Genomic DNA, 23957 nt, shown 5'->3' with positions numbered 1-23957 from the left:
TATTAAAACTATAGATCATGGCACATAAAAAAGGTGTAGGTAGTTCTAAAAACGGAAGGGAATCAGAATCGAAACGACTTGGCGTTAAAATTTTTGGTGGTCAAGGTGCTATTGCGGGCAATATAATTGTTCGTCAAAGAGGTACAAAGCATCACCCGGGCGAAAACGTATATATGGGCAAAGACCATACTTTACACGCACAAGTTGACGGTATTGTAAAATTTACGAAGAAAAAAGATAATAGATCTTATGTTTCTATTGATCCGATAGAAGCCTAACATTTAAGTTGATACATTATACAAACCCTTGCCATTTTGGTGAGGGTTTTTTATTTTTTAAAACGGAATAACTTTTTTACATTCGTAAGTTTATTAGTATTAAGTACAGAGAATTAAGTATTAGGGCAAAAAGGTACGAGGCTAGAGGTACAAGGTACGAAAAATTGAGAACTTCAAGTTTTGAGTTCCAAGTACGAGTTCCCCTCTTGAGAGGGGTTAGGGGTGTGTTTTATGCTCAATTAGGTATTAATAAACCTCTTATTAACCAAATATAACCATTAACCAAAAACATTGAGCTCTTTACAACGCTTTTTTAAAGACACAATTATATACGGAGTTGCGGCAGTATTGCCCAAAGCTATCAATATACTTTTAACAAAACTCCATACAGAAAAGCTAGAAACCGATAAATTTGCCGAAAACACTTGGTATTTCGTTTTTGCTGCCTATTTCATAGCATTTTTAACTTTTGGATTGGAAACCGCCTTTTTTAGGTTCTTTTCAAAAGAAATGGAAAAAGGCAAAATAGTTTCTACTTCGTTTATTACCTTAATCACATCAACAGTCTTATTCTTAATTATTTTATTGACTTTCAATACTCAATTATCGCAATTACTTGGTTTCGACAATCCACTACATTTAAAAATATTAACTTTTGTCACTGCTTTTGATTTACTTGTTGTTATACCCTACGCCTATTTGAGAGTCACGAACAAACCCATAAAATTTGCATTTTACAGAATAGCTAATATTCTTATTTATGCGTTTTTCAACCTGTTCTTTTTATGGTTTATACCCCATGCTATAAAAAATAATATTGCTTTACCATCATCTATTGTTGATTTTTATCAATCTACGCCAACGGTAGTATTTATTTTTATAGCCAATTTAATTGCCAGTTTTGTTACGTTTATATTATTATTACCATCAATGTTTAAATTCGGTTTTGATTTTGATAAAAAAATACTGCAAAAAATGTTGGCTTATGGTATTCCCATCATGATTGGCGGCTTAGCGTATGTAACCAATGAAAATTTAGATAAACTTTTATTAGGCGATATAATCGGTAAAGACCAAATGGGCATTTATGCCGCTTGTTATAAATTAGGCGTTTTTATGACCTTATATATTACCGCCTTCAAACTGGGTGCAGAACCCTACTTTTTTAATCAAGCTGAAAAAGCAAATGCCAAGGAGAATTATGCAAAAATCTTAACTTGGTTTACTATTATTGGAGCACTTTTCATGTTGCTTGTAGTTGTTTATATTGATTTTCTTGCAAGTTTCATAATAGCTAAAGAATATTTTGGAGCATTAGCCATTGTTCCGATTATTTTGTTGGCCAATCTATTATTGGGCGTTTACAATAACTTATCGGTTTGGTATAAATTGACCGATAAAACAAAATATGGCATGTATTTTTCAATTATTGGGGCAATAATAACTATAGTATTAAATATTATTTTTATTCCTAAATACGGCTTTATGGCATCGGCTTGGGCAACATTGATTGCTTATGCAAGCATGACTTTAATTTCCTATTTTTATGGTAAAAAGTATTATAACGTCCCTTATAAAATGAATAAAGTACTGCTTTATGTTGTACTTTCATTTGGGTTATCAATACTATCTTATTATCAATTTAAGGATAATTATTATATATCCACGCTGTTTGTGCTTGCATTTTTAACTTTTATATTAATAAACGAGAAAAACGAAATTAAAACCATCTTAAAAAAATGATTGTAAAAATTATTAATAAGTCGAAGCATCTATTACCCAATTATGAAACTTCAGCTTCGGCGGGAATGGATCTTAGAGCAAATTTAAACGAACAAATTACCTTAAAGCCATTGGGCAGGGCCATTATAAAAACAGGGCTTTTTATTGCTTTACCTGTAGGCTATGAAGCACAAGTTAGGCCCAGAAGTGGACTGGCTGCAAAAAAAGGAATAACGGTACTGAACGCACCAGGCACTATTGATGCTGATTACCGTGGAGAAATAGGCGTTATTTTAGTTAATCTGTCTAACAAAGATTTTATTGTTAATGATGGAGAGCGGATTGCTCAATTGATTATTGCACAATATACCCAAGCAAAATGGGAAGAAGTTAAGGTTTTGGATGAAACTAAACGCGGAGCTGGTGGTTTTGGCAGTACTGGGGTTTAGATATTAAGTTAGATAAAAAATTAACGGTTTTTACTTTTTTTATTTTTTGCTTCATCTGATTTTCTTTTCATTTTATCTCTAATTTCTTTAGATTTCTTTTTGTTTTTATAATTCATAAAAGCTATTCCAAAAGAAACTATAAACACTAGAATTAAAATTACTATTTTCATGACTCCATTGGAATTAGATTACGCGAATTGAACTCAATAAGATTATACTTTATTAAAATAATACACAACTTTTTTGATATAACAACCCTTTTAAAAGCTGATTGCGTATCGCTTTCGCCAAAAAACTCTTGGGTTTTGCAAATTAAAAAATCAAAATCTCTTTCAAATTTCGGAAAAATATCCAATGTTTGTTGAGAGTATTTTTTAATACCACAAGCACTACATGCTTTCTCAGTATCATAAGCAGTACCGTCAATTAATAATTTGCTTTTAGCAACGGGTATATCCAATTGAACAATATCTTCGGAAACTTTCCCAGTTTTATTTAGAATTACATTTATAGAATTCAAACCTAAAGGTTTTAATACTTCTAAAAAAAATTCTTTTTTAAAAAACATAGCATCAAACACCCAATTCAATGAAAAGTTGACTTGCTTTTTTGACAATTTCGGGGTTGCTATTTGAAATGGATTAATTTGATTTTTGTAGATATGACATGGTTTACAATAACTTTCATACACTTTATCCATGAAAGAGTCTTTTGGCAACGGAAAACCTGTAGGAGCTCCGAAATTAGTCAATGCATATAATCTTGAGGCGTTCAATTCTTCTTTGGTGAAATCTACTCTTGCTAGAAAAGTCGAAAATTCTTTAGGTTTAACTACATTAAATAAATCTTTTCTAAAATAATACTTAATTATTTTATCATAAACATCACCTTCTTCGATTGTAAAAGAATAATATCCTTGCTCAATATCAATTCCTAAATTACTAAAAAAACTCACATCCTTTTTTCTCCATTTGGCATAAAAATAATATAATTTTGTCATAATCCTAATGCTTTTATGATTTCTGGATAGTCTTTGTATATTATGCTTTTTTAGAGTTAATAAAATTCATTTTAAAAGAAACTATAAACACTAGAATTAAAATCAATATTTCATGACTCCATTGGAATTAGATTAAAAGAATTAAATCTTATAACTTTATTTCCTAATAGAACATCGCAAAATTCTTTTGATATTATTATACGTCGATACGCCATTTCTGTTTCCCTTTCTCCAAAAAACTCTTGGGTTTTGCAAATTAAAAAATCAAAATCTCTTTCAAATTTCGGAAAAATATCCAATGTTTGTTGAGAGTATTTTTTAATACCACAAGCACTACATGCTTTCTCAGTATCATAAGCAGTACCGTCAATTAATAATTTGCTTTTAGCAACGGGTATATCCAATTGAACAATATCTTCGGAAACTTTCCCAGTTTTATTTAGAATTACATTTATAGATTTTAAACCCAAAGGTTTTAATACTTCTAAAAAAAATTCTTTTTTAAAAAACATAGCATCAAACACCCAATTCAATGAAAAGTTGACTTGCTTTTTTGACAATCTCGGGGTTGCTATTTGAAACGGGGTATTTTGATTTTCACGGATATGACATGATTTACAATAATTTTCATATACTTTATCCATGTAAGAGTCCCTAGGCAAAGGAAAACCTAAAGGTTTTCCGAATCCTGTTAAAACATAATTACTAGCCTTTTTAAGCTCCTCAGTAGAAAAAATAATACCAATTATTGAGTCCGATATAATTAACTTTTTAGAAATAATTTCATTCTTGTTTCGCCCAAAATTATCGTTCTTTAAAATTAAATATTTATTATCTTCTGGCAAATCAAAAGAATCATATCCAGTTTCAATTTTAATATTATGATCTGACAAATATTTAACATCTTTATCAGTCCAGTAAGAATGAATTCTATGGTATTTTATCATAGTCCTAAAGCTTTTAAAATTTCTGGATAGTCTTTATATACTCTTTTGGCAGCATCTAGTATTTGTTGCTTTGTAGCATTTGACGTGTTTAATAAAACATTATCTGAAATATAACCTATTTCTTTTCTCCAAGCATTAGTAAATATTTGATGTTCTGCTTTTGTTAAAACTATTGATTTCCAACTACTAGTGCTACCCCCTATTACAGATTTAAAACGTTGCTCAAATAAATGGTGAATATCAATTTTTTCCAAAGATCTTTTAATACCTAAGTCTTTAAGTACTTTTTCCAGTTCTGCATACGATTTTACACCATATTTTTTAGCTTGTTTTAACTTCGAAAAAGCTGTTGAACTAGGAGTTTTAAGTCTAGTAATTACATTTTTAATAGGGGTAGTCAAATACTTTACAGGCAACTTATTCAAAACTTTAAGTGCCAAACCACCGCCAACTTCCCAAAGAGCCATCTCAATAACAGGTTCAAAAGCATCAAAAGTTGCTAACCCTATCTCTGACAATAACTCATAGAAATAATTTAGTTTTTGTTCTTTAATAGTTTCATATAAAGCCTCAAAATCTTCTTTAGAATAATCACTATCTAGAGGGAGTAAGCTGGTCAAATAATCTGCAAACTCTTGATTACCTCTTCGTTTGAAATAATTAGCATATCCACGAATTTTTGCCTCATAATCATCTTGAGTAGCATCTTGTGGTAATTTTGGGTCAAAAGTATTGTATGCTGCCCTAAATTGTTCAAGTTTTTGTGATGTTGTTAAGCTTTTGTTGTTTATAATTTTCATAGCATTTTCAACGAAATTCTTCGATTCCGTACTATAACCATTTTCCTCTCTAAAATCTATAATTAAATTTCTATTTTCTCTATATCTGGCCCATTCTATCGCCGCTCCTGTTAATGAATATTCTTTTATAAAACTTTGTATATCTTCTACACTATCATAAGTTGAAGGTGCGTTGGGTGTCGTAGGTGTATTATTAAATGGTCCCGTATAAGGCTGCCCTGTATCTGGATGCCCAGATGAGTATGGGCTTACGCTCCAACTATTAGAATAACCGAATCCTGAAGATCGACATAAAGTATAGCTTCCACTACGATAAACATCCCACTCTTTTCCATAAACATGGCAATATGTTCCAGTTAGATGTCCCCCTCCATAAGGACATCTAGTCTTGAACAGAACCGATGTTTCTGTACAAATTACAATTTTTTTGGTAACACCTTTTCTTGCTTTGTTAAGTAGTTTTTTTAACGCTTTTATATCCTTACTATATAGTGTTCTTTTTATTTTACCTTCAAAAGGAAGTAAAATGCCTTTTCTAAAACTTTCTAAATAATTCTTGGAATATTCGTACCGCATCAAATAGCCCCTGATTTCGCCATCTTTTCTTTTTTCAATAACCAAATTGTCAAAAATGGTTGGTTCTTTTTCTTCACTTTTAATTAATAGGGTAAAAGAAACCCCATTCTTATCCCTTATTTTTTTAACCGAGGTAAAATCAATATCCAGACCTTCATGTATGGAACCTTCCGTTTTTCCTGATTTTTTAACAGTCTCAAAAGGTTTGTCTATTTTAAATGCCGTTGAAATTTCAGAAAATTCATTGTCAATCGACAGTTCGTCAAAATTTAGCGTTTCAATTAAATTTTTAGCTGGGCTCTCAGAAGCTACTGGTGGGGTTTCCTGTTCTAGTATAGTTTCCTTCTCGCAATTCGTCAATAAAACAAATAGGGCTAAAAGCGTAAATAATTTAAGGGTCTTTTTCATAACAGATAAGGTTTAAAACCTGTCTGCCGACAGGCAAGGTTAGTAAAAAAATGGAATAAAATGGAAAGGAAATAGTACAAACTAAAAAAAGAAACTCCGACCCCTCCATTTTAGTTGGTGCTAAACTATAAATAATATTTTACTTTTTGATTACGGTTTACCGCAAAATTTATTACGGGAAACCGTAACAAATTACGGTTCAGACCGTAATTAGATTCTTTAATTAGAAAATCAACTAATAAAATTAAAAAAAGGATAGTAACAAAAATGTTAATCCGAAATCTCCCTTTCAATTACACTATCAATTTTCTGCATGGTTTTATCAGGCAATAAGCCTTGGGCAGCAAGAAAAAGTCCGAACACCATCAAAGCTACGCCCATACCTCTTTTAATTTTTCTGATAACGAAAGGTGTTAACTTGTTTTTTAATTGTTTGGCCAGAAGTATTTTTAACAGGTCAGTAACAAAATAAGCTAGGAGAACTGTGGCAAAATAAGTGAAAATTCGCGAGTCGTCCATTTCTAAATTAGGACTAATGACCACAATCATCCCTAACCAAAAAGCTAGTACGCCAATATTGATAAAATTCAACAAAAACCCTTTAAAAAAAAGACCGAAATAATTATTTTTTTCCACAACAACCAAATCATCATCGGTAATAATGGGTTTTCGTCGTTTAAAATAAATCAACAATCCATAAACAAATAGAATTCCACCTCCAAGTAAAAATAATCTTGGGTCATCCTTGATTTTTTCCAATAATGTACGGCTTCCAAAATATGCAAAGTAAATAAAAATAATATCTGCTATAATTACTCCAATATCAAAAACCAATGCGGCTCTGAATCCTTTTGTGGCACTGGTTTCCAATAGCACAAAAAAAACAGGCCCAATCATAAATGCTAGACCTATACCGATGGGTATTGCATTTACAATATCATTCATTTAGTAGTATTATCTTTTTTACACATCGTCATAATCAATATTTATAGTAGGTGTTGTTGGATGTGCTTGGCAGGTCAAAATAAGACCATCTTCAATTTCATCGTCTGTTAAGATAGAGTTTTTATCCATAACTGCGTTTCCTTCTGTTATTTGAGCCAAACACGTGCTACAAATACCACCCTGACAGGAGTAAGGAGCGTCTAAACCATTTTTAAGGGCGACTTCTAAAATAGTTTTTCCCCTATCCATTTCAAAGGTATGTTCCTCATCATCCAATAATACATTAACGGTAGTTCTGCCTTCAATATTGGCATCGCCTATTTTATCGTCAACATTGGTGGAAAATAATTCAAAATGAATATTCTTTTCTTCCACTCCTTTTTCCAATAAATTTTCTTTTATCAAGTTTATCATTGGCTCAGGTCCACATAAAAAATAATCATCAAATTTTAAATTTTTAAATTTATTATTTAAAATAAAGTTCAGCACAGCCGTATCAATTCTTCCAAAAAGTGTACCCTCTTCTTCGTATTGACTGTACACATATTGCACAGAAAAATGAGTTGGATAACGATTTGCTAAATCATCGATTTCCGACTTAAACATTACATCCGCAATAGATTTGTTCCCATAAATCAATATAAATTGACTTTCTGTTTCTGTCTCTAGTACCGATTTAATCATGGATAGAATAGGGGTTATACCACTACCAGCTGCAAAAGCCGCATAGTTTTTTTTATGTTTACTGTTGGGCATAAGGTCAAAACGACCTTCGGGTCTGGAAACTTCCAATACATCGCCCACTTTTAATTCTTTAACGGCATATTTAGAGAAATAACCATTTTCAGCTGCCTTTACCCCGACTTTTATAATATTACTTTGCAAAGAAGAACATATTGAATAGGCACGTCTTACTTCATTACCTTCTAATGTTTTTTTGATGGTTATATATTGCCCGGGAATAAATTTAAATTTTTCTTGAAGCTCTAGAGGTATATTAAAAATAATGGAAATTGAATCTTTTGTTTCTTGTTGAATCTCTTTAACAGAGAGTTTATAAAATGTTGACATTAATTGCTTTTTTGAGTAGCAACAAAGTTAATAAAACCAATGTAGAATAATGTACCTAACTTAAAGAAATAGAATCTGGCAATTCGTTTTTGTCGTTGTTTTGATACGGGAAGTAATGTTTTAATTTAAGCCCTGTCTCTAGAATACCCTGTTTTAAGCCTTGGGTGTAGTTCCCTTTTTTAAATTCGCTTATAACAATATCTCTAATACTATCCCAAAAATTGTTTGGCACAGCGTCGTCAATTCCTTTATCGCCTAAGATTGAGAATTTTTTATCGTCAACAGCTACGTAAAACAGAACCCCGTTCTGTTGTGCTGTTTGGTCCATTTTTAAAAAAGCAAATACTTCTTTTGCTCTTTCCAAAGGCTCTTTATCAGTAGTTGTTTCTAAATGTACACGGATTTCCCCTGAAGTGTTTTGCTCGGCCAAGCGAATAGCTTCAATTATCTCTTGCTCTTGACTAATAGTTAAAAAATCTTCTACTTTTGACATATTTTTAAGGTACGAGGTTTTGAAATTGATTAACGAACAACGAGTCTCGATTTCAGAATTTTTAATGCAAACAACAAACTTAGAAAATTGAAATATGATTATTTCCCGCTGATTTCGCTGATTTTCGCAAAAAAAAGAATAATCTTAGTTTCGGAAACTCCGAACTGATAACTCTGCACTCATAACTAGATCACTCTTCCTTATCTCCACTAAAATCAAAATCTACGTCTGGTGCATTTTCAGAACCAGGATCTGATTTATATCGAGGCATTTCATCAAATCCAAACCATCCTGCCAATAATTTACCAGGAAATTTAGTTGTATGAATATCGTAAATATTGACTTTTTCATTATAACGGTCACGAGCCACATTTATCCTATTTTCTGTGCCTTCTAACTGACTTTGTAATTCCAAAAAGTTTTGATTTGCTTTTAATTCGGGATATCTTTCTACCACCACCATTAATTTGCTTAAAGCTCCCGTTAATCCACTTTGAGCCTGTTGAAATTGTGCCATATTTTCTGGGGTCAGATCACCAGCATTTATGGTTGTTTTTGTAGCTTCTGCCCTTGCTTGTATAACCCCTTCTAACGTTTCTTTTTCAAAATCCGCGGCACCTTGCACGGTTTTCACTAAATTACCTATTAAATCATTTCTGCGTTGATAAGAGCTTTCTACATCAGACCAAGCCGTTTTTGCATTAGCCTCATATTCTACAGCGGTATTGTTAAACCCGACCGCCCAACGGTAAATACCAAATGCTATAACGGCAAGTATTATAATAGGAATAAGTAATTTTTTCATGATTTGAGTATTTAATTTTATAGTTGGTTTTTAATTTTTATGAGTTCACCTTTAACCGCTTCCAATTTTGTGATAATATCAAAATTGTCTTTGATCTCATCGGGTTTTGTTTTTAATTTCTGTCTAGCACCTTCCAAAGTAAAACCTTTTTCTTTTACCAGATGATATATCATTTGTAGGTTTTTAATATCATCGGGCGTAAACATCCTGTTGCCCTTTTTATTCTTTTTAGGTTTTAGAACGTCAAATTCTTTGTCCCAAAATCGAATTAGGGAAGCATTTACGTTAAAAGCTTTGGCAACTTCGCCAATTTTATAATATCTTTTATCTGGTAAGTTTATATTCATTAATCAAAAGATTGTCCTTCTTGAGCAGCCATTTTTAACATTTGTTCAAACTCATCTGGTGTTAAGTTTCCATAATAGAAATTAATAGGGTTAATGGGTTTTCCGTTTTTATGAACCTCGTAATGCAAATGCGGTCCGGAAGACCTACCTGTATTGCCCACAAAACCAATGAGATCGCCGCGTTTTACTTTCTGCCCTCTCTTTACATTATACTTGCTCAAATGTGCATAAATGGTTTTATACCCAAAACCATGATCTATTTCTATATGCTCACCAAAACCAGAAGCATTATTATCTGCCCTATCAACAACTCCATTCCCAGTAGCATAAATGGGAGTGCCAGTCGGAGCGGTAAAATCCATTCCTTTGTGCATTTTCCTGGCTTTGGTAAATGGGTCGGAACGCCAACCGTAACCCGATGCCATTCGTGTTAAATCCTCATTGTTAACAGGTTGAATTGCAGGAATGGAAGCTAATAGTTTTTCTTTGTCTTCCGCCAGTTTAATAATCTCATCCAAAGATTTTGACTGAATATAAAGCTGCTTAGACAATATGTCCATTTTTTTGGTAACATCAATTATCATTTCGGAATTTTCAAAACCTTCCAAAGATTTATATCTGTTAACACCGCCAAAACCGGCTTTTCTTTGTTCTTCAGGTATGGGGTTAGCTTCAAAATACAAACGGTATATATCATTATCCCTATGTTGAATACCTTCTAACACATCTTCAATCTGTGCCATTTTTTTATCCAACAGTCCATAACGTAATTTTAAATTCTCTAATTCGCGTTTTTGGGCTTTTTCTTTAGGGGATTCTATAAACTGAAAGGAAATAAACATAAAAATTAGGCCAAAAGAAATTGCACCTAAAAAAAACACAAGGAGTTTTTTAAATTTATCGCGTTTTCGTAATACTACTTTTTTATAAGATAAAGTATCTGAATCGTAATAATATTTTACTTTAGCCATAGATTAAAATATGCTATTTTTGTAGCATTTAAAATACATTCTTGTTTTGTATAACAAACAAAGTTACAAAATGTTTTGTAAAGTAAAAGTACTTAATTTTTTTAGTTGATAATCAATTCATCATGACCTCTCAAAAAATCAGACAACAATTTTTAGATTTTTTTAAAAATAAAGAACATAAAATAGTTCCTTCTGCCCCATTGGTTTTAAAAAACGACCCAACGTTAATGTTCAACAACGCGGGTATGGTTCAATTTAAAGAATATTTTTTAGGACAAAAAACCATAAAAGATAAACGTATTGCCGATACCCAAAAATGTTTACGCGTATCTGGCAAACACAATGATTTGGAAGAAGTGGGTATTGATACCTATCACCACACAATGTTCGAAATGTTGGGCAATTGGAGTTTTGGTGATCCTGCCTCGCCGGCAGGCGGGTACTTTAAAAAAGAGGCCATAGCGTGGGCATGGGAATTACTTACCGATGTTTACAAAATTGACAAAAACAACCTTTATGTTACTGTTTTTGAGGGTGATAAAGCCGATAAACTTGATTTTGATCAAGAAGCTTTTGATTTATGGAAAACACATATTGACGAAGACCGAATTATAAATGGTGATAAAAAAGATAATTTTTGGGAAATGGGAGCACAAGGTCCATGTGGCCCATGCTCTGAAATTCATGTGGATTTAAGATCTGATGAAGAAAAAGCCAACATTCCAGGGAAAGATTTAGTCAATAAAGACCATCCGCAAGTTGTAGAAATATGGAACTTGGTTTTTATGCAATACAACAGAAAAGCCGATGGTTCTCTAGAAAATTTAGCCGCTAAGCATATTGATACAGGCATGGGGTTTGAGCGACTTTGCATGGCATTGCAAGGCGTTACCTCAAATTATGATACTGATGTTTTTACGCCTTTAATCAGAGAGGTAGAAACCATTACAAATCACAATTATGGAAATCCCGACGCTTCGGGAGAGGAAATTGATATTGCAATCAGGGTTATTGTTGACCATGTGCGTGCCGTTGCTTTTTCAATTGCTGATGGACAGTTGCCAAGCAATACGGGTGCAGGGTATGTAATCCGTAGAATTTTACGTAGAGCCATTCGATATGGGTTTACTTTTCTAAACCAAAAAGAGCCATTTATCTACAAATTGACCAAAACATTAGCCAAACAAATGGGCGATGTTTTCCCTGAATTAAAAAGTCAGGAATTATTAATTCATAATGTAATAAAAGAAGAAGAAAATTCATTTTTAAAGACATTGGACCAAGGACTTTTGTTGTTAGATAGAATTATTGATAATGCAAAAAGTAATAATATTTCTGGAGCAAAAGCCTTTGAACTCTATGATACTTATGGGTTCCCTTTTGATTTAACCCAGCTGATCGCTAAAGAAAAAGGTTATACCGTTGACGAAGATGGTTTTAATGTAGAAATGCAAAAGCAAAAAGACCGTTCTAAAGCAGCTTCTGCCGTTGAAACTTCCGATTGGACAATTTTGATAGAAGACGATGAAGAAGAATTTATCGGTTATGATACGTTGAGTGCCAACGTAAAACTGACCCGTTACCGCAAAGTTACCACCAAAAAAGATGGCGAAATGTATCAATTGGTTTTTAATATGACCCCATTTTATCCCGAAGGCGGTGGACAAATCGGTGATAAAGGTCATATTGAAATGAGCAATGGCGATGTGATTTACATTTTGGATACCAAAAAAGAAAACAATTTGATTGTTCATTATGCTAAAAACTTACCGAAAAACACATCTGAAATATTTAAGGCTGTGGTCAATGAAGAGCATCGAAAATTGTCAGCAAGTAACCATACGGCAACACATTTGTTGCATCAAGCTCTACGTAAAGTTTTAGGCGATCATGTAGAGCAAAAGGGGTCTTTGGTAAAACCAAAATCATTACGGTTTGATTTTTCGCATTTTGCTAAAGTCGAACCTGATCAACTGCAAGAAATAGAAGATTTTGTAAATGCCAGGATTCGTGAAAATTTACCATTGGTAGAAAAAAGAAACATCCCTATGCAGGAAGCCTTGGACGAAGGTGCAATGGCGTTATTTGGAGAAAAATATGGTGATAGCGTCAGAGCCATCCGCTTCGGAAAATCCATTGAATTATGCGGTGGAACTCATGTGCAACAAACCGGCGATATTTGGTATTTTAAAATAAAATCGGAAAGTGCTATAGCATCGGGAATTAGACGAATAGAAGCCATTACAAATTCAGTTGTTGGCGATTATTTTGTTAACATTGATAAGAATTACGAAGCCGTAAAGCAAGTATTAAAAAACCACAAAGAACCCGTAAAAGCTATAGAAAATTTACAAGAAGAAAATACCAATCTAAAAAAGCAGATTGAAAATTTATTAAAAGACAAAGCTTCAAACCTTAAAGAGGAATTGAAGCAAAATTTTGAACAAATAAACGGTATAAACTTTATAAGCACTGAAGTAAATTTAGATGCCAATAGTGTTAAAGATTTGGCATTTCAACTCGGTGGCGAAATTAACGATTTGTTCTTTATTGCAGGCTCAAACAATGATGGAAAAGCTATTTTGACCATTTATATTTCGAAAAGTATTACCAATGACAAATTACATGCTGGAAATATTGTACGAGAATTGGGTAAACTAATTCAAGGTGGTGGAGGTGGACAGGCATTCTTTGCAACTGCTGGTGGTAAAAATCCTGAAGGGATTGCAGCCGCGTTAGAGAAAGCGAAGGAGTATTTATAAGTTTATTTAAATATTTCAATGAAACTGAAAACCGAAATACCGACAAATAAACACCCTGAACCAATTACTTATGATAGTAATATCATTATGATTGGTTCTTGTTTTTCAGATAATATTGGTGATAAATTAAACTATTACAAGTTTAAGAATTTTGTGAACCCCAATGGCATTTTGTTTAATCCTGTTTCGATTGAAAATGTTATTAAAGAAGCAATAGATAAAAAACAATACCATGAAGATGACCTTTTCCACTATGACGGTTTATGGCATAGTTTTAATCACCATTCCAAATTTTCAGGCCCAACACCAGAATTAAAAGAGAAAAACGAAAATGTAATTGAATTTTATGAAGCTTTAAAAAAGGTAACCCATATATTTATAACATTAGGTACAGCTTGGGTTTACAGGTATTTAAAGACAAATGAAGTGGTTGCCAATTGCCATAAAATTCCACAAAAAAAATTTAAAAAAGAATTGCTATCGGTAGCTGAAATTGAAAAAAGTCTGGGTTCAATTCTTGAATTGGTAAAAAGCGTTAATAAAAGCATTTCTGTAACTTTTACAGTGAGCCCTGTTCGACATTTAAAGGATGGATTTGTGGAGAATCAATTGAGCAAAGCCCATTTGCTTACTGCCATTCATAAAATAATAAAAGGCAATGATGTTGCCTATTTTCCAGCATATGAAATTATGATGGACGATTTACGCGATTATCGCTTTTATAAAGAAGATATGGTTCATCCTAACAAATTGGCCATCAACTATATTTGGGAAAAGTTTACCAATGCTTTTATGACTGAAGATACTATTAAAACAATGTCAGAAATTGAACAACTTCAAAAAGAGTTGGGGCATAGACCTATTCATCCGCAAAGTGAGAACCATAAAAAATTTATAGTGGCAACGAATAAGAAATTATTAGCCTTTAGGGAAAAATATCCTGCAATTAAATTTTAAGTTCAAAATGTTCGTTTGGTAATGGAACTTCTCGATACAAATTTTCTCGTTCCTCGAAAATTCACTCGAAAAGACAGGCAGATACCTTCACATAAAACCTTTTAAGAATCAATATGTTTCGCTACGTTTTGCCAAGGACCACCGTTGATACAGTCAATACCATATTCATTTAAAATATCTGCAGCATTTCCACTTCTAGCTCCACTTCTACAACAGGTTATTACGGGTTTGTTAAAAGCTTTTATCTCATCAATATGGTCTTCAATGGTATCTAACACAATATTTTTTGAACCTTCTACATGACCGTCATTATATTCAGCAACTGTTCTTACATCAATAACAATTGCTCCTTTATCTAAATATTCACTTACATTATCTGTGTTGTCCGATTTAAACATATTAAATAATCCCATTGTTCTATTTTTTAGATTTTAAGAATGCAAATGTAATTAATTATTTTTTTTGTTAAGTAACTGAAGTAACGCTTTACTTTTTATTCAAATAATCTAAAGTTAGATTTACAAAAGTTTTAACGCCTAACTTCATACCACTTTCGTCAATAAAAAAATCTGGAGTATGATGGTCGGAAGCATCTTCTGGTTTTACATCCATAGGCTTACCGCCTAGGAAAAAATATAGTCCGGGTACTTCTTTTTGGAAAAATGAAAAATCTTCAGCACCAGTAACGGCGTTCACCAATTTTACATTTTCCAACCCTGCTGATTTTTGAAGGGATGGTAACATTTGTTCCGTTAATTTTGGGTCATTAAAAGTAATTGGTAATCCTTCAGCTATTTTTTCAGCCGTTTTGAATTCTCTGTTTGATAGTTCAGGGTTTTCATGAAAATGTCTCCGCCATTCTATCATTTGAGGTTCAATATCATCAATTAGCTTTAAAGTTTTTTGGTTTTGAGCATATAATCCAATAGAAAATATAGCTAAGAATAAGATAATTGGTTTGTTCATATTACGATAATTTTCTCTAAAGATATAAAAAAATCCCGCTCAAGGCGGGAATAAAAAATTCCTTAGAACAGGAAAAATATGAAATAACAACATTGTGTCATTCAAATTTCAATTTATTATCAGTAACAAAACTGAAATTTTTTATTTACCCCGCCCGCAATTGCGAAATACAATTGCGACCTCCCTAAAAGGGGGGTAATAAAAAACTCCTCAAGGCTTCACCATGAGGAGTTTTTTATTTTATCCAAATTTTTAACTTAAGACCTTCTATCTAGTAAAAAGCATTTCTCTATATTTAGTCAAAGTCCAAAGCTCATCATCAATCATAATCTCTAATTTATCACAATGGTATCTTATTTCGTCAAAATAAGGTTTTACCTTGTTGCAATAAGCATCAGCGGCTTTTTGCCCTTCTAGTTTGTTCGCTTTTTTACGCTCATTGATCATTGCATTGATTTTTGAATTTATTTCAGCAATATGATTAGATATTTCTTTAATAAGTTCAATTTGTTCACCAGCAACCTTTTTATAGTCGTGCTCAAAAATCTCTTTTAATCCTTTCACATTTTCTATCAGTGTATTTTGATATTGTATAGCCGTTGGAATAACATGATTTCTTGCAATATCACCCAATACTCTACCTTCAATTTGTATACGCATGGTGTAATCTTCTAGCTCTATTTCATGTCTAGCTTCAATTTCAACCTTACTCATTACTTCCATTTCATCATATAAAGCAATGGTTTTTTTAGAAATTTGAGCTTTTAAAGCTTCAGGAGTGGTTTTATTATTACTTAACCCTCTCTTTTTAGCTTCTTTTTCCCATTCTTCGCCATAACCATTTCCTTCAAACAATATTTTTTTAGATTCTTTAATATATTCTCTTAATACATTAAAAATGGCTTCGTCTTTCTTTAAATCTTTCTTTTTGATTAAAGAATCAACTTCCACTTTAAAATCTTTTAATTGTTTGGCAACGATTGTATTTAAAACTGTCATTGGTATAGCACAATTGGCAGTAGAACCAACAGCTCTAAACTCAAATTTATTACCTGTAAAGGCAAAAGGTGAAGTTCTGTTTCTGTCTGTATTATCTAATAAGACATCTGGAATTTTACCTACAACGTTCAACTTTAGTTCTGTTTTTTCTTGAGGAGAAAGTTTACCATTGGTAACACCTTCCAACTCTTTTAAAACTTTTGTAAGCTGCTCACCGATAAATACCGAAATAATGGCCGGTGGAGCTTCGTTCGCCCCTAGTCTATGATCATTACTTGCAGAAGCAATTGCAGCTCTAAGCAACTCTTCATTCTCATAAACGGCTTTAATCGTATTAACAAAAAAGGTTAAAAATTGCAAATTGCTCATTGGTGTTTTACCTGGACTTAATAAGTTGATTCCAGTATTCGTTGAAAGTGACCAGTTGTTGTGTTTACCCGAACCATTTACACCAGCGAATGGCTTTTCATGAAACAATACTTTTAATTGATGACGTGAAGCAACTTTGCCCATAACGTCCATCAATAAAGAATTATGATCTACAGCTAAATTTGACTCTTCATAAATAGGTGCCAATTCAAATTGATTTGGAGCTACTTCGTTATGACGTGTTTTTACTGGTATACCCAATAACATACATTCAGTCTCCAAATCACGCATAAAATTTATCGCTCTTGTAGGTATCGACCCAAAATAATGGTCGTCCAATTGTTGTCCTTTGGCAGGAGAATGTCCTAATAAGGTGCGACCTGTTAAAGTAATATCAGGTCTTGAAGCAGCCAAGGACTTGTCTATTAGAAAATATTCTTGTTCCCATCCTAAAGATGAAGTTACTTTTTTTACATTTTTATCAAAATATTTACAAACTGCCGTGGCTGATTTATCCACTGCTTGTAATGCTCTAAGTAAAGGTGTTTTATTATCCAGAGCCTCTCCGGTATAAGCAACGAATATGGTAGGAATTGATAATGTTGTACCGTAAATAAATGCAGGAGAAGTAGGATCCCAAGCCGTATAACCTCTGGCCTCAAAAGTATTTCTTATTCCCCCATTCGGGAAACTTGAAGCATCCGGTTCTTGTTGTACCAGCTCAGAACCTCCAAATTTTTCAATGGCCATGCCGTTACCAATAGTTTCAAAAAATGCATCATGCTTTTCAGCAGTTCCACCTGTTAAAGGCTGAAACCAGTGCGTATAATGTGTTACCCCTTTAGATAAGGCCCAATCTTTCATGGAAGCGGCCACTTGGTCCGCAATCTTTCTGTCAATTTTAGTTCCGTGTTCTATAGCACTCATAACACCTTTATAGGCTTCTTTGGTTAAATACTGACGCATCGTGTTTTCGTTAAACACATTTTGTCCAAACAACTCAGAACGTTTAATACTTTCATCAACCTCAACAGGTTTTCTATTTAAAGCTTCTTTTAAAGCATTGAATCTAATTACTGCCATTTTTTATAAAAATTTTAATTTTGAGTGCCAAAGCTACAAAAAATATGATATAAAAAAACAATACCCCTAATTTTTTAGGGGTATTAATTTCACTTTTGTAAATATTTTAAAATATGCCCTTTAAAATTTAAGATGCTTTAAAAGAAAGGTATATAAACGTTATATATGCAAAAAGAAGTAACAATCCTTTAAATCTGGATATTTCTAATTTTTTTGGTAGTAAAACCAACGGCAATAAAATGATTGAAATAACCAACATCCATATAATATCATTGGTAAGCAGACCTTTATCAATAACATTTATAGGTGTAATAATGGCTGTTAATCCCAACACAGAAGCTATGTTAAAAATATTAGAGCCAATTAAATTACCTAAAGAAATTGCTTTCTCTTTACGAAGTGCAGCAATTACAGAGGCCGCTAATTCTGGAACGCTGGTCCCTAACGCTACCATACTTACGCCTATAACCCGCTCACTTACCCCTAGCTTTGTAGCAATATCAACTGCACCTTTAACCAACAGCTCAGAACCAAAGTAAAGTGCAAGTCCACCTATAATTAACCAAATAAAAATTTTAGTTCCAGAAGTTTCACTTAAAGATTCATCCACCTCTTCAATAATGGCATTTTTGTTGAATTTTCTTGAAGCTCTTATCATAAAATAAATGAACACCACAAGTGAAATAAATAAAATACCACCTTCTATTTGTGTAAGCACATTATCGTTTACTAAAAAAAAGTATAATGCAATGGATAGAATTACCATCATAGGCCAATTCATCTTATAAAAATCTTTATCTACCATTAAGGGAGATATTATAGCAGTTATACCCAAAACCAGAGCAATATTTGCAATATTGGAACCTACAACATTACTCAACGCCAAGTCAGGATGACCATCTAAAGCGGCTTGTAAACTAACCAATAGTTCAGGTGCTGAAGTGGCAAAAGAAACCACTGTCATTCCAATAACTATTTTGGAGAGTTTCAATTTAAAGGAAAGTCCAACCGATGATCTTACTAGAAACTCACCACCTATCACCAGTAATACTAATCCTACTATTAAATAAAAAATACTCATGGGTCTTGTTTAGGGCAAATATAGTGTTTGATTTTATTTTTAAAGCGAATTAAAATGAACTCTGTTAAAAATTTATTAAATAACTATTTTTATAGTTGCATAACTAAAATAATAGTTTATTTTTGTCCAAACAATAAAAAATATGGAAAAATTGACCACCAAAGAAGAAGAAATTATGCAAATTTTATGGAAACTAGAAAAGGCTTTTGTAAAAGAAGTTGTTGCTGAAATGCCCAAACCAAAACCGCATTACAATACCGTTTCTACAGTAATCCGTAAAATGGAAGAAAAAGAATTTATAGATCATGAAGCTTTTGGTAACACCCATAGATACTATCCTAAAGTCTCAAAGGAAGAATATAGAAAACGCTATTTTTTGAATGCAATTGACAATTATTTTGAGAATTCTTATAAAAATGTTGTGTCGTTTTTTGCCAAAGAAGAAAAAATAAGTGCAGATGAACTGCGGGAAATTATAAAAATAATTGAATCTAAAAAAGAATAGCATTATGGACTACTTTTTAAAAGCAAACGCACTGATTATTTTATTTTGGCTGTTTTATTATGCCTTTTTGAGAAATGAAACCTTTTTTAAGTCAATACGTGTTTATTTTTTATTGGGATTGATAGTTGTTATTTCTATACCACTAATTGAAATTCCCATTTATGTTGAACAAGCTGTATCGAATTTTAATTTTTACGGCATAGAAGGAGCATCATCAACTAATGTGGTTATAGAACCAACATTCGATTGGTCACTGCTATTCATGACGATCTACTTTATTGGTGTTGTTTTCTTTAGCTTTAAATTTATTTTTCAGCTACTTTCTCTAAGAAAGCTATTGATTCAACATAAAGCAATCCGAAAAGACAAATACAAACTAATTGAAACGGATAAGAATAGTTCACCATTTTCTTTTTTTTATTATATCATTTATAATAAAAATCAGTTTACGGAGGTAGAACTAAATCAAATAATCGCACATGAGAAAACCCATGCACAGCAATGGCATTCAATAGATACTCTGCTTACTTATATCTTAAATATTGTATTTTGGTTTAATCCTTTTGCTCGGCTATATAAAAAAGCTGTTCAACAAAATTTAGAATTTTTAGCGGATGTTACGGCAAACAAACAGAGAATCAGAAACAATATCAATTTACATTATTAAAAGCTTGTAATACATATCATTACGAAGCTGTCACCAATAATTTTTACAGTTCATTCATCAAAAAACGAATACTTATGTTACACACAAGAAAATCAAATCGAAAATCTCAATGGAAATTTGCATTAATACTACCGCTACTTTTAGCTTTTATCTTTGCATTTAATACTAAAACAATTGCTCAACAAGAAAAAGAAGAGCATAAAACAATTGTAAAAACAGTTGAAATTCATGCAATGGTTCTGGCAAAAAATAGTAATTCCGACGAATTAGATAAAATCAGTAAATCCTTTGCCGAAAAAGGGCTTAAAGTTGAATTTAAAGGAATTAAAAGAAATAATGACGGTGAAATAACCGCCATTAGAATTGATGCTAAAGCAAGAAACGGCAAAACATCTGCTGCTTATGCCGCGGATGATAACGAAGGTATTAACCCTATTAAAATAGAATATGACAATAAAAACAATAGTTTAAGTATTGGGTCTTCAGACGGTAAACACACTAATGCTTATGCCTTTTCTAAAAAAGGGAAAAAGAAAATTATAAAACAAAAAGGTAAAGGCAAAAGTTATGTATTTATTTCAGATGATGATGAGAATGAAGAACATACCTCTACCAAAGTTTGGGTAACAAAAGATGGTGATACCACCAAAGTCGAAACCAAAAAAATAATTATTGAAATAGAAGAAGATGAAGATGGTGAACATGAAGATGTATATGAAGTTATAACTGATGAGGGTGATGAACAAAAAGAAAGCAAATTTAAAATACGAACTTCTGGAGAAGAACAACCCTTATACATTTTAAATGGTAAAGAAATCACAAAAGAAGAAATGGACAAGATTGACCCAGATAATATCGAAAGCATTAATGTTTTTAAAGGCAAAAAAGCGGAAGAAAAGTATGGCGACAAAGGCAAAAATGGGGTCGTTGAAATTGCCTTAAAAAAGGAATAATATAAAATACTAACTCGACCAGAACGGCTCTCTTTAAAAAGAGAGCTTTTTTGTTTAATTTAGTACTATGAAAAAAAAGTTTTTCAAAATATTAGCAAAATTAAACAAATGGTTGCTCCCTAGTTTATCAAAAAAAGATTTTGACATGAGTAAAGCTACTAAACTGCAATTGGCTTTAATAGGTTGGCGGTATTATGTTACCAAAAACAGTCTCGACTCATAATAATCTTTTATATCTTTGCCTTAAACTATATCATATGGACGATAATTCTAAACATATTAAATTTTTTACAGGTTCATTAATTGAAATTCAACGCTTACAATTAGATTTAGACGACCAACAAATACCATCTTTGGTAAAAAATAATTTTGAATCGGGTTTGCGTTCAGGTTTTTATGGAGGTTCCCCCTCTCAAGTTCAATTATTTATCTATCAAGAAGATTTAGAAAAAGCAACACCAATATTAGAGAATTTCAAAAAAGATCTAGGCCTTTAAAATTATTACTCATATCCTTTTATTTAAGTAATGAACTGATTTAAACTCTTCTCATTTGCTAAAAAATTGCCTCTTTACGCCCACTTTCTCCTTTTTATCTTTCCATAGCACGGCTATGCAAAATCAAAAAAGTCTTCAACGGGACAGAAACTGACTAATTTTCGCTAAAATGCAAAAAGTTCAAATCAGTTCAAAAAAAAGGAATATATTTGCACTCCAAATAAAAATTGGCCTCGTAGCATAACTGAATAATGCACTTGATTACGGCTCAAGAGATTACAGGTTTGAATCCTGTCGAGGTCACGAATAAATTAAAAAGCAAGCAAAATTATAAAGCTTGCTTTTTTGATTTTGAGGGTTTTTAATTTTCAAAGCGGAGCTTTACAGAATCATGAGCGTAGGGAGTAATCTTGCCTAGGTCACCTAAAGCACAAAGTCCATTCCTTTTTTTTGGAATGGATTTTTTTAGTTTTACCGAATGTTAAAAGCTACAGCTTCTGTAAATGCAGCTGAAAACATAAAATCTAAGGTTATGCCTAATTTTTTTTAATGAAGCTCTTTTCCTAAAGCGAATTTAAGTATCTTTGCTTTCGAGTTTTGGTTTTTATTTTTATGATAAAAATAAAATTAATAGGGAATCAGGTGATTTATTTTTAAGAATCCTGAGCTGTATCCGCAACTGTGAGCTAAATCTTTTTAAGAAGATGCTTGTTAAATTCTTACACCACTGTTAACACGGGAAGGTTTTAACAAGACGCGAGCCAGGAGACCTGCCAAAACTACATTCTTATTTTCTGCTTTCGGATAAAAGGCGAAAATATATTTATAACACCTTTTCATTAAATATACTTTAATCTAGTGTACTTAAAGGCTGTTTGACTTTGTAACTTTTTAAACAATTATAATGAAAAAACCAACACTTTTCACTGCAATCGTATTTGCATTTATTATCGCCTCGTGCTCTTCGGATTCTGATAATCCAAAAATTATTGAAACCTATGATAATACCTTTATTCTAACATTTGAATCCGACAAAACCTCCTTGGGACATTTGGACACCGCTTTTGCATTCACTCCTGATGTTTATACCTCTGTAAACGGTAACGCTTCGTCAATGTATAATGATAACGAAAGCATTTATATTGTTAATCGTAAAGGACCAAATTTTATTTCTCAACTAAATATAGAAACATTATCAGAAGAAAGCATAGTATCAAATTCCGATATAGATAACCCTGGTAATCTTTTAATGTATTCTGAAGATGAAGGATTGATCGTTGGTTCAACCGGCAGAGGAAGACGTAAAAAATATCAATTGGGCCATGTCAATATAAATACTGGCATCAGTGCTCCCATAGAAACTATTTCCACAAAAATGCTACCAAGTAATTCGGCTTTGCTATTGGATAACAACAATGTTTTAATTGCAGATGGCAAAACGTTAAAAGCTATGGATATTGTATCTAAAAAAATTACAGCTCTTCAAGAATTTAAAGAACATATATCAGGTATAATTAAAGATGCGGATGGTTTTATATGGGTTGCTACGGAAAAAAGAACAGAAAAGGCTTCCTTTATTAAATTAAATTTCGACTATTCCATTGCTGAAAACATAACAATTACAAACGACAATGTTAATCTGTATACAAATAGCCTATTGACTATGAGCAAAAATAGTTATAACGCCTATTGGAGCGAGTCAAGTTCAGGTATAATCTATAGGTTTAATACAAAATCAAAAACTATTGAAAAATTTTCCACACCAATGCTAAACGATGTGCTATTGACCACTTTAGTTAAAGAACACCCATTGACAAAAAAAGTCTACGTTTTGGGTCTTGAAGACTTTTTAGATACCGAAAAAAGTGTATTGGTCATTTATAATGAAGATAAAACACGGTCTAAATTAATTAAAAATGTGGGTAATTCACCTATAGATATAATTTTCTCAGATAAAGAATATATAGGTAAACAACCGTAAAAGCAAAATCTAAATGATCAATTATTAGCTCCTTTTTTAATTAATAACACTCTTTTGAGGTTACCTAAGGATTATTGGAGTTTGACCACGCAACGGATTTTTCTCATGAATAAGCGGACAAGTGGAGTGTAATTCATAATCTAGGATGTTGTATAAGTGTTATGGGCGAGCTCTTTCCATATAATTAAATGCAACAAAATGTGTTGAAAGGAACTAAAGTTGCATCATTACTCTAAGTTTAAACTCGTTCAACAAAAAACCAGAGAAATTAACTTCTCTGGTTTAATTTAATTTTAAAAACTGACAACTTATTTCAGGACGACTC

Annotated in this window: 24 protein-coding genes, 1 tRNA gene, 1 pseudogene and 1 riboswitch; of the genes and pseudogenes, 12 read left to right on the top strand and 14 right to left on the bottom strand. The window is 32.2% G+C overall.

Annotation, left to right across the window (positions count from 1 at the left end; all coding sequences use genetic code 11):
• The first annotated feature begins 17 nt into the window (after positions 1-17).
• The 3 genes from rpmA to dut all read left to right on the top strand — a co-directional run bounded on the left by rpmA (position 18) and on the right by dut (position 2449).
• A complete protein-coding gene (gene rpmA / locus UMM65_RS06700; RefSeq protein WP_321975720.1) occupies positions 18-278 on the top strand; it encodes a 50S ribosomal protein L27 in 261 nt (86 codons plus the stop codon).
• Positions 279-569: 291 nt separating this feature from the next.
• The gene (locus UMM65_RS06695) at positions 570-2021 is read left to right on the top strand and encodes a lipopolysaccharide biosynthesis protein (protein WP_321975719.1); all 1452 of its coding nucleotides are present in this window, start codon (positions 570-572) and stop codon (positions 2019-2021) included.
• Positions 2018-2449 carry a dUTP diphosphatase gene (dut, locus tag UMM65_RS06690; protein WP_321975718.1) on the top strand — a complete coding sequence of 144 codons (432 nt, stop codon included), beginning with the start codon at positions 2018-2020 and terminating at the stop codon, positions 2447-2449. The genes UMM65_RS06695 and dut overlap by 4 nt, the downstream gene beginning before the upstream one ends.
• Before the next feature lie 20 nt (positions 2450-2469).
• Here dut and UMM65_RS06685 read toward each other — a convergent pair whose 3' ends face one another.
• From UMM65_RS06685 to UMM65_RS06640, 10 genes are all read right to left on the bottom strand, one after another.
• Positions 2470-2619, bottom strand: coding sequence for a hypothetical protein (locus UMM65_RS06685; protein WP_321975717.1), 150 nt, complete (start codon positions 2617-2619; stop codon positions 2470-2472).
• Positions 2616-3449, bottom strand: a complete 834-nt coding sequence (locus UMM65_RS06680) for a hypothetical protein (protein WP_321975716.1) — start codon at positions 3447-3449, stop codon at positions 2616-2618. Before UMM65_RS06680 ends, UMM65_RS06685 begins: the two co-directional genes overlap by 4 nt.
• A 110-nt stretch (positions 3450-3559) precedes the next feature.
• Complete coding sequence (locus UMM65_RS06675) at positions 3560-4396, bottom strand: hypothetical protein (protein ID WP_321975715.1); 837 nt, start codon at positions 4394-4396, stop codon at positions 3560-3562.
• Positions 4393-6180 carry a hypothetical protein gene (locus UMM65_RS06670; RefSeq protein WP_321975714.1) on the bottom strand — a complete coding sequence of 596 codons (1788 nt, stop codon included), beginning with the start codon at positions 6178-6180 and terminating at the stop codon, positions 4393-4395. Before UMM65_RS06670 ends, UMM65_RS06675 begins: the two co-directional genes overlap by 4 nt.
• Before the next feature lie 270 nt (positions 6181-6450).
• Entirely contained in the window at positions 6451-7125 is a 675-nt protein-coding gene (locus UMM65_RS06665; RefSeq protein WP_321975713.1) for a LysE family translocator, read from the bottom strand.
• Between the two features lie 18 nt (positions 7126-7143).
• Positions 7144-8196 (bottom strand): 2Fe-2S iron-sulfur cluster-binding protein, encoded by a 1053-nt coding sequence (locus UMM65_RS06660; protein WP_321975712.1) that lies wholly within the window; start codon positions 8194-8196, stop codon positions 7144-7146.
• Between the two features lie 55 nt (positions 8197-8251).
• Positions 8252-8689: a TPM domain-containing protein gene (locus UMM65_RS06655; protein ID WP_321975711.1), complete on the bottom strand. Its 438-nt coding sequence runs from the start codon at positions 8687-8689 to the stop codon at positions 8252-8254.
• 190 nt (positions 8690-8879) lie between these two features.
• The gene (locus UMM65_RS06650) at positions 8880-9494 is read right to left on the bottom strand and encodes a LemA family protein (RefSeq protein WP_321975710.1); all 615 of its coding nucleotides are present in this window, start codon (positions 9492-9494) and stop codon (positions 8880-8882) included.
• 17 nt (positions 9495-9511) lie between these two features.
• Positions 9512-9841: a MerR family transcriptional regulator gene (locus tag UMM65_RS06645; protein WP_321975709.1), complete on the bottom strand. Its 330-nt coding sequence runs from the start codon at positions 9839-9841 to the stop codon at positions 9512-9514.
• Positions 9841-10812, bottom strand: coding sequence for a M23 family metallopeptidase (locus UMM65_RS06640; protein WP_321975708.1), 972 nt, complete (start codon positions 10810-10812; stop codon positions 9841-9843). The genes UMM65_RS06645 and UMM65_RS06640 overlap by 1 nt, the downstream gene beginning before the upstream one ends.
• A gap of 122 nt (positions 10813-10934) precedes the next feature.
• Between UMM65_RS06640 and alaS the strand changes: the two genes are divergently transcribed.
• Both alaS and UMM65_RS06630 read left to right on the top strand, forming a co-directional pair.
• Positions 10935-13574 (top strand): alanine--tRNA ligase, encoded by a 2640-nt coding sequence (gene alaS / locus UMM65_RS06635; RefSeq protein ID WP_321975707.1) that lies wholly within the window; start codon positions 10935-10937, stop codon positions 13572-13574.
• Between the two features lie 18 nt (positions 13575-13592).
• Positions 13593-14531 (top strand): GSCFA domain-containing protein, encoded by a 939-nt coding sequence (locus UMM65_RS06630; protein ID WP_321975706.1) that lies wholly within the window; start codon positions 13593-13595, stop codon positions 14529-14531.
• Between the two features lie 101 nt (positions 14532-14632).
• Here UMM65_RS06630 and UMM65_RS06625 read toward each other — a convergent pair whose 3' ends face one another.
• The 4 genes and pseudogenes from UMM65_RS06625 to UMM65_RS06610 form a co-directional block, all read right to left on the bottom strand.
• A complete protein-coding gene (locus tag UMM65_RS06625) occupies positions 14633-14944 on the bottom strand; it encodes a rhodanese-like domain-containing protein (protein WP_321975705.1) in 312 nt (103 codons plus the stop codon).
• A 73-nt stretch (positions 14945-15017) separates the two neighbouring features.
• Positions 15018-15326: pseudogene (locus UMM65_RS06620) on the bottom strand (M20/M25/M40 family metallo-hydrolase); the annotation flags it as partial.
• A 438-nt stretch (positions 15327-15764) separates the two neighbouring features.
• Entirely contained in the window at positions 15765-17948 is a 2184-nt protein-coding gene (locus tag UMM65_RS06615; protein WP_321975704.1) for a glutamine synthetase III family protein, read from the bottom strand.
• A 127-nt stretch (positions 17949-18075) separates the two neighbouring features.
• Positions 18076-19029: a calcium/sodium antiporter gene (locus UMM65_RS06610; protein WP_321975703.1), complete on the bottom strand. Its 954-nt coding sequence runs from the start codon at positions 19027-19029 to the stop codon at positions 18076-18078.
• 142 nt (positions 19030-19171) lie between these two features.
• Here UMM65_RS06610 and UMM65_RS06605 point away from each other — a divergent pair, with 142 nt between their 5' ends.
• From UMM65_RS06605 to UMM65_RS06575, 7 genes are all read left to right on the top strand, one after another.
• Entirely contained in the window at positions 19172-19534 is a 363-nt protein-coding gene (locus UMM65_RS06605; RefSeq protein WP_321975702.1) for a BlaI/MecI/CopY family transcriptional regulator, read from the top strand.
• A 4-nt stretch (positions 19535-19538) separates the two neighbouring features.
• Complete coding sequence (locus UMM65_RS06600; protein ID WP_321975701.1) at positions 19539-20201, top strand: M56 family metallopeptidase; 663 nt, start codon at positions 19539-19541, stop codon at positions 20199-20201.
• Between the two features lie 74 nt (positions 20202-20275).
• Entirely contained in the window at positions 20276-21154 is an 879-nt protein-coding gene (locus UMM65_RS06595) for a TonB-dependent receptor plug domain-containing protein (protein WP_321975700.1), read from the top strand.
• 67 nt (positions 21155-21221) lie between these two features.
• On the top strand, positions 21222-21377 hold the full coding sequence (locus tag UMM65_RS06590) for an SsrA-binding protein (RefSeq protein ID WP_321975699.1): 156 nt from the start codon (positions 21222-21224) through the stop codon (positions 21375-21377).
• Positions 21378-21411: 34 nt separating this feature from the next.
• Complete coding sequence (locus tag UMM65_RS06585) at positions 21412-21651, top strand: putative signal transducing protein (RefSeq protein ID WP_321975698.1); 240 nt, start codon at positions 21412-21414, stop codon at positions 21649-21651.
• A gap of 229 nt (positions 21652-21880) precedes the next feature.
• Positions 21881-21954 (top strand) — tRNA-Arg (locus tag UMM65_RS06580).
• Between the two features lie 278 nt (positions 21955-22232).
• Positions 22233-22443, top strand: a riboswitch (cobalamin riboswitch).
• Between the two features lie 112 nt (positions 22444-22555).
• A complete protein-coding gene (locus UMM65_RS06575) occupies positions 22556-23632 on the top strand; it encodes a DUF5074 domain-containing protein (protein ID WP_321975697.1) in 1077 nt (358 codons plus the stop codon).
• Positions 23633-23957: the final 325 nt, after the last annotated feature.

Origin of the sequence: Aureibaculum koreense, assembly GCF_034296135.1 — a bacterium.
GTDB lineage: Bacteria > Bacteroidota > Bacteroidia > Flavobacteriales > Flavobacteriaceae > Aureibaculum.
This window is presented reverse-complemented; position numbering and strand designations above follow the sequence as displayed.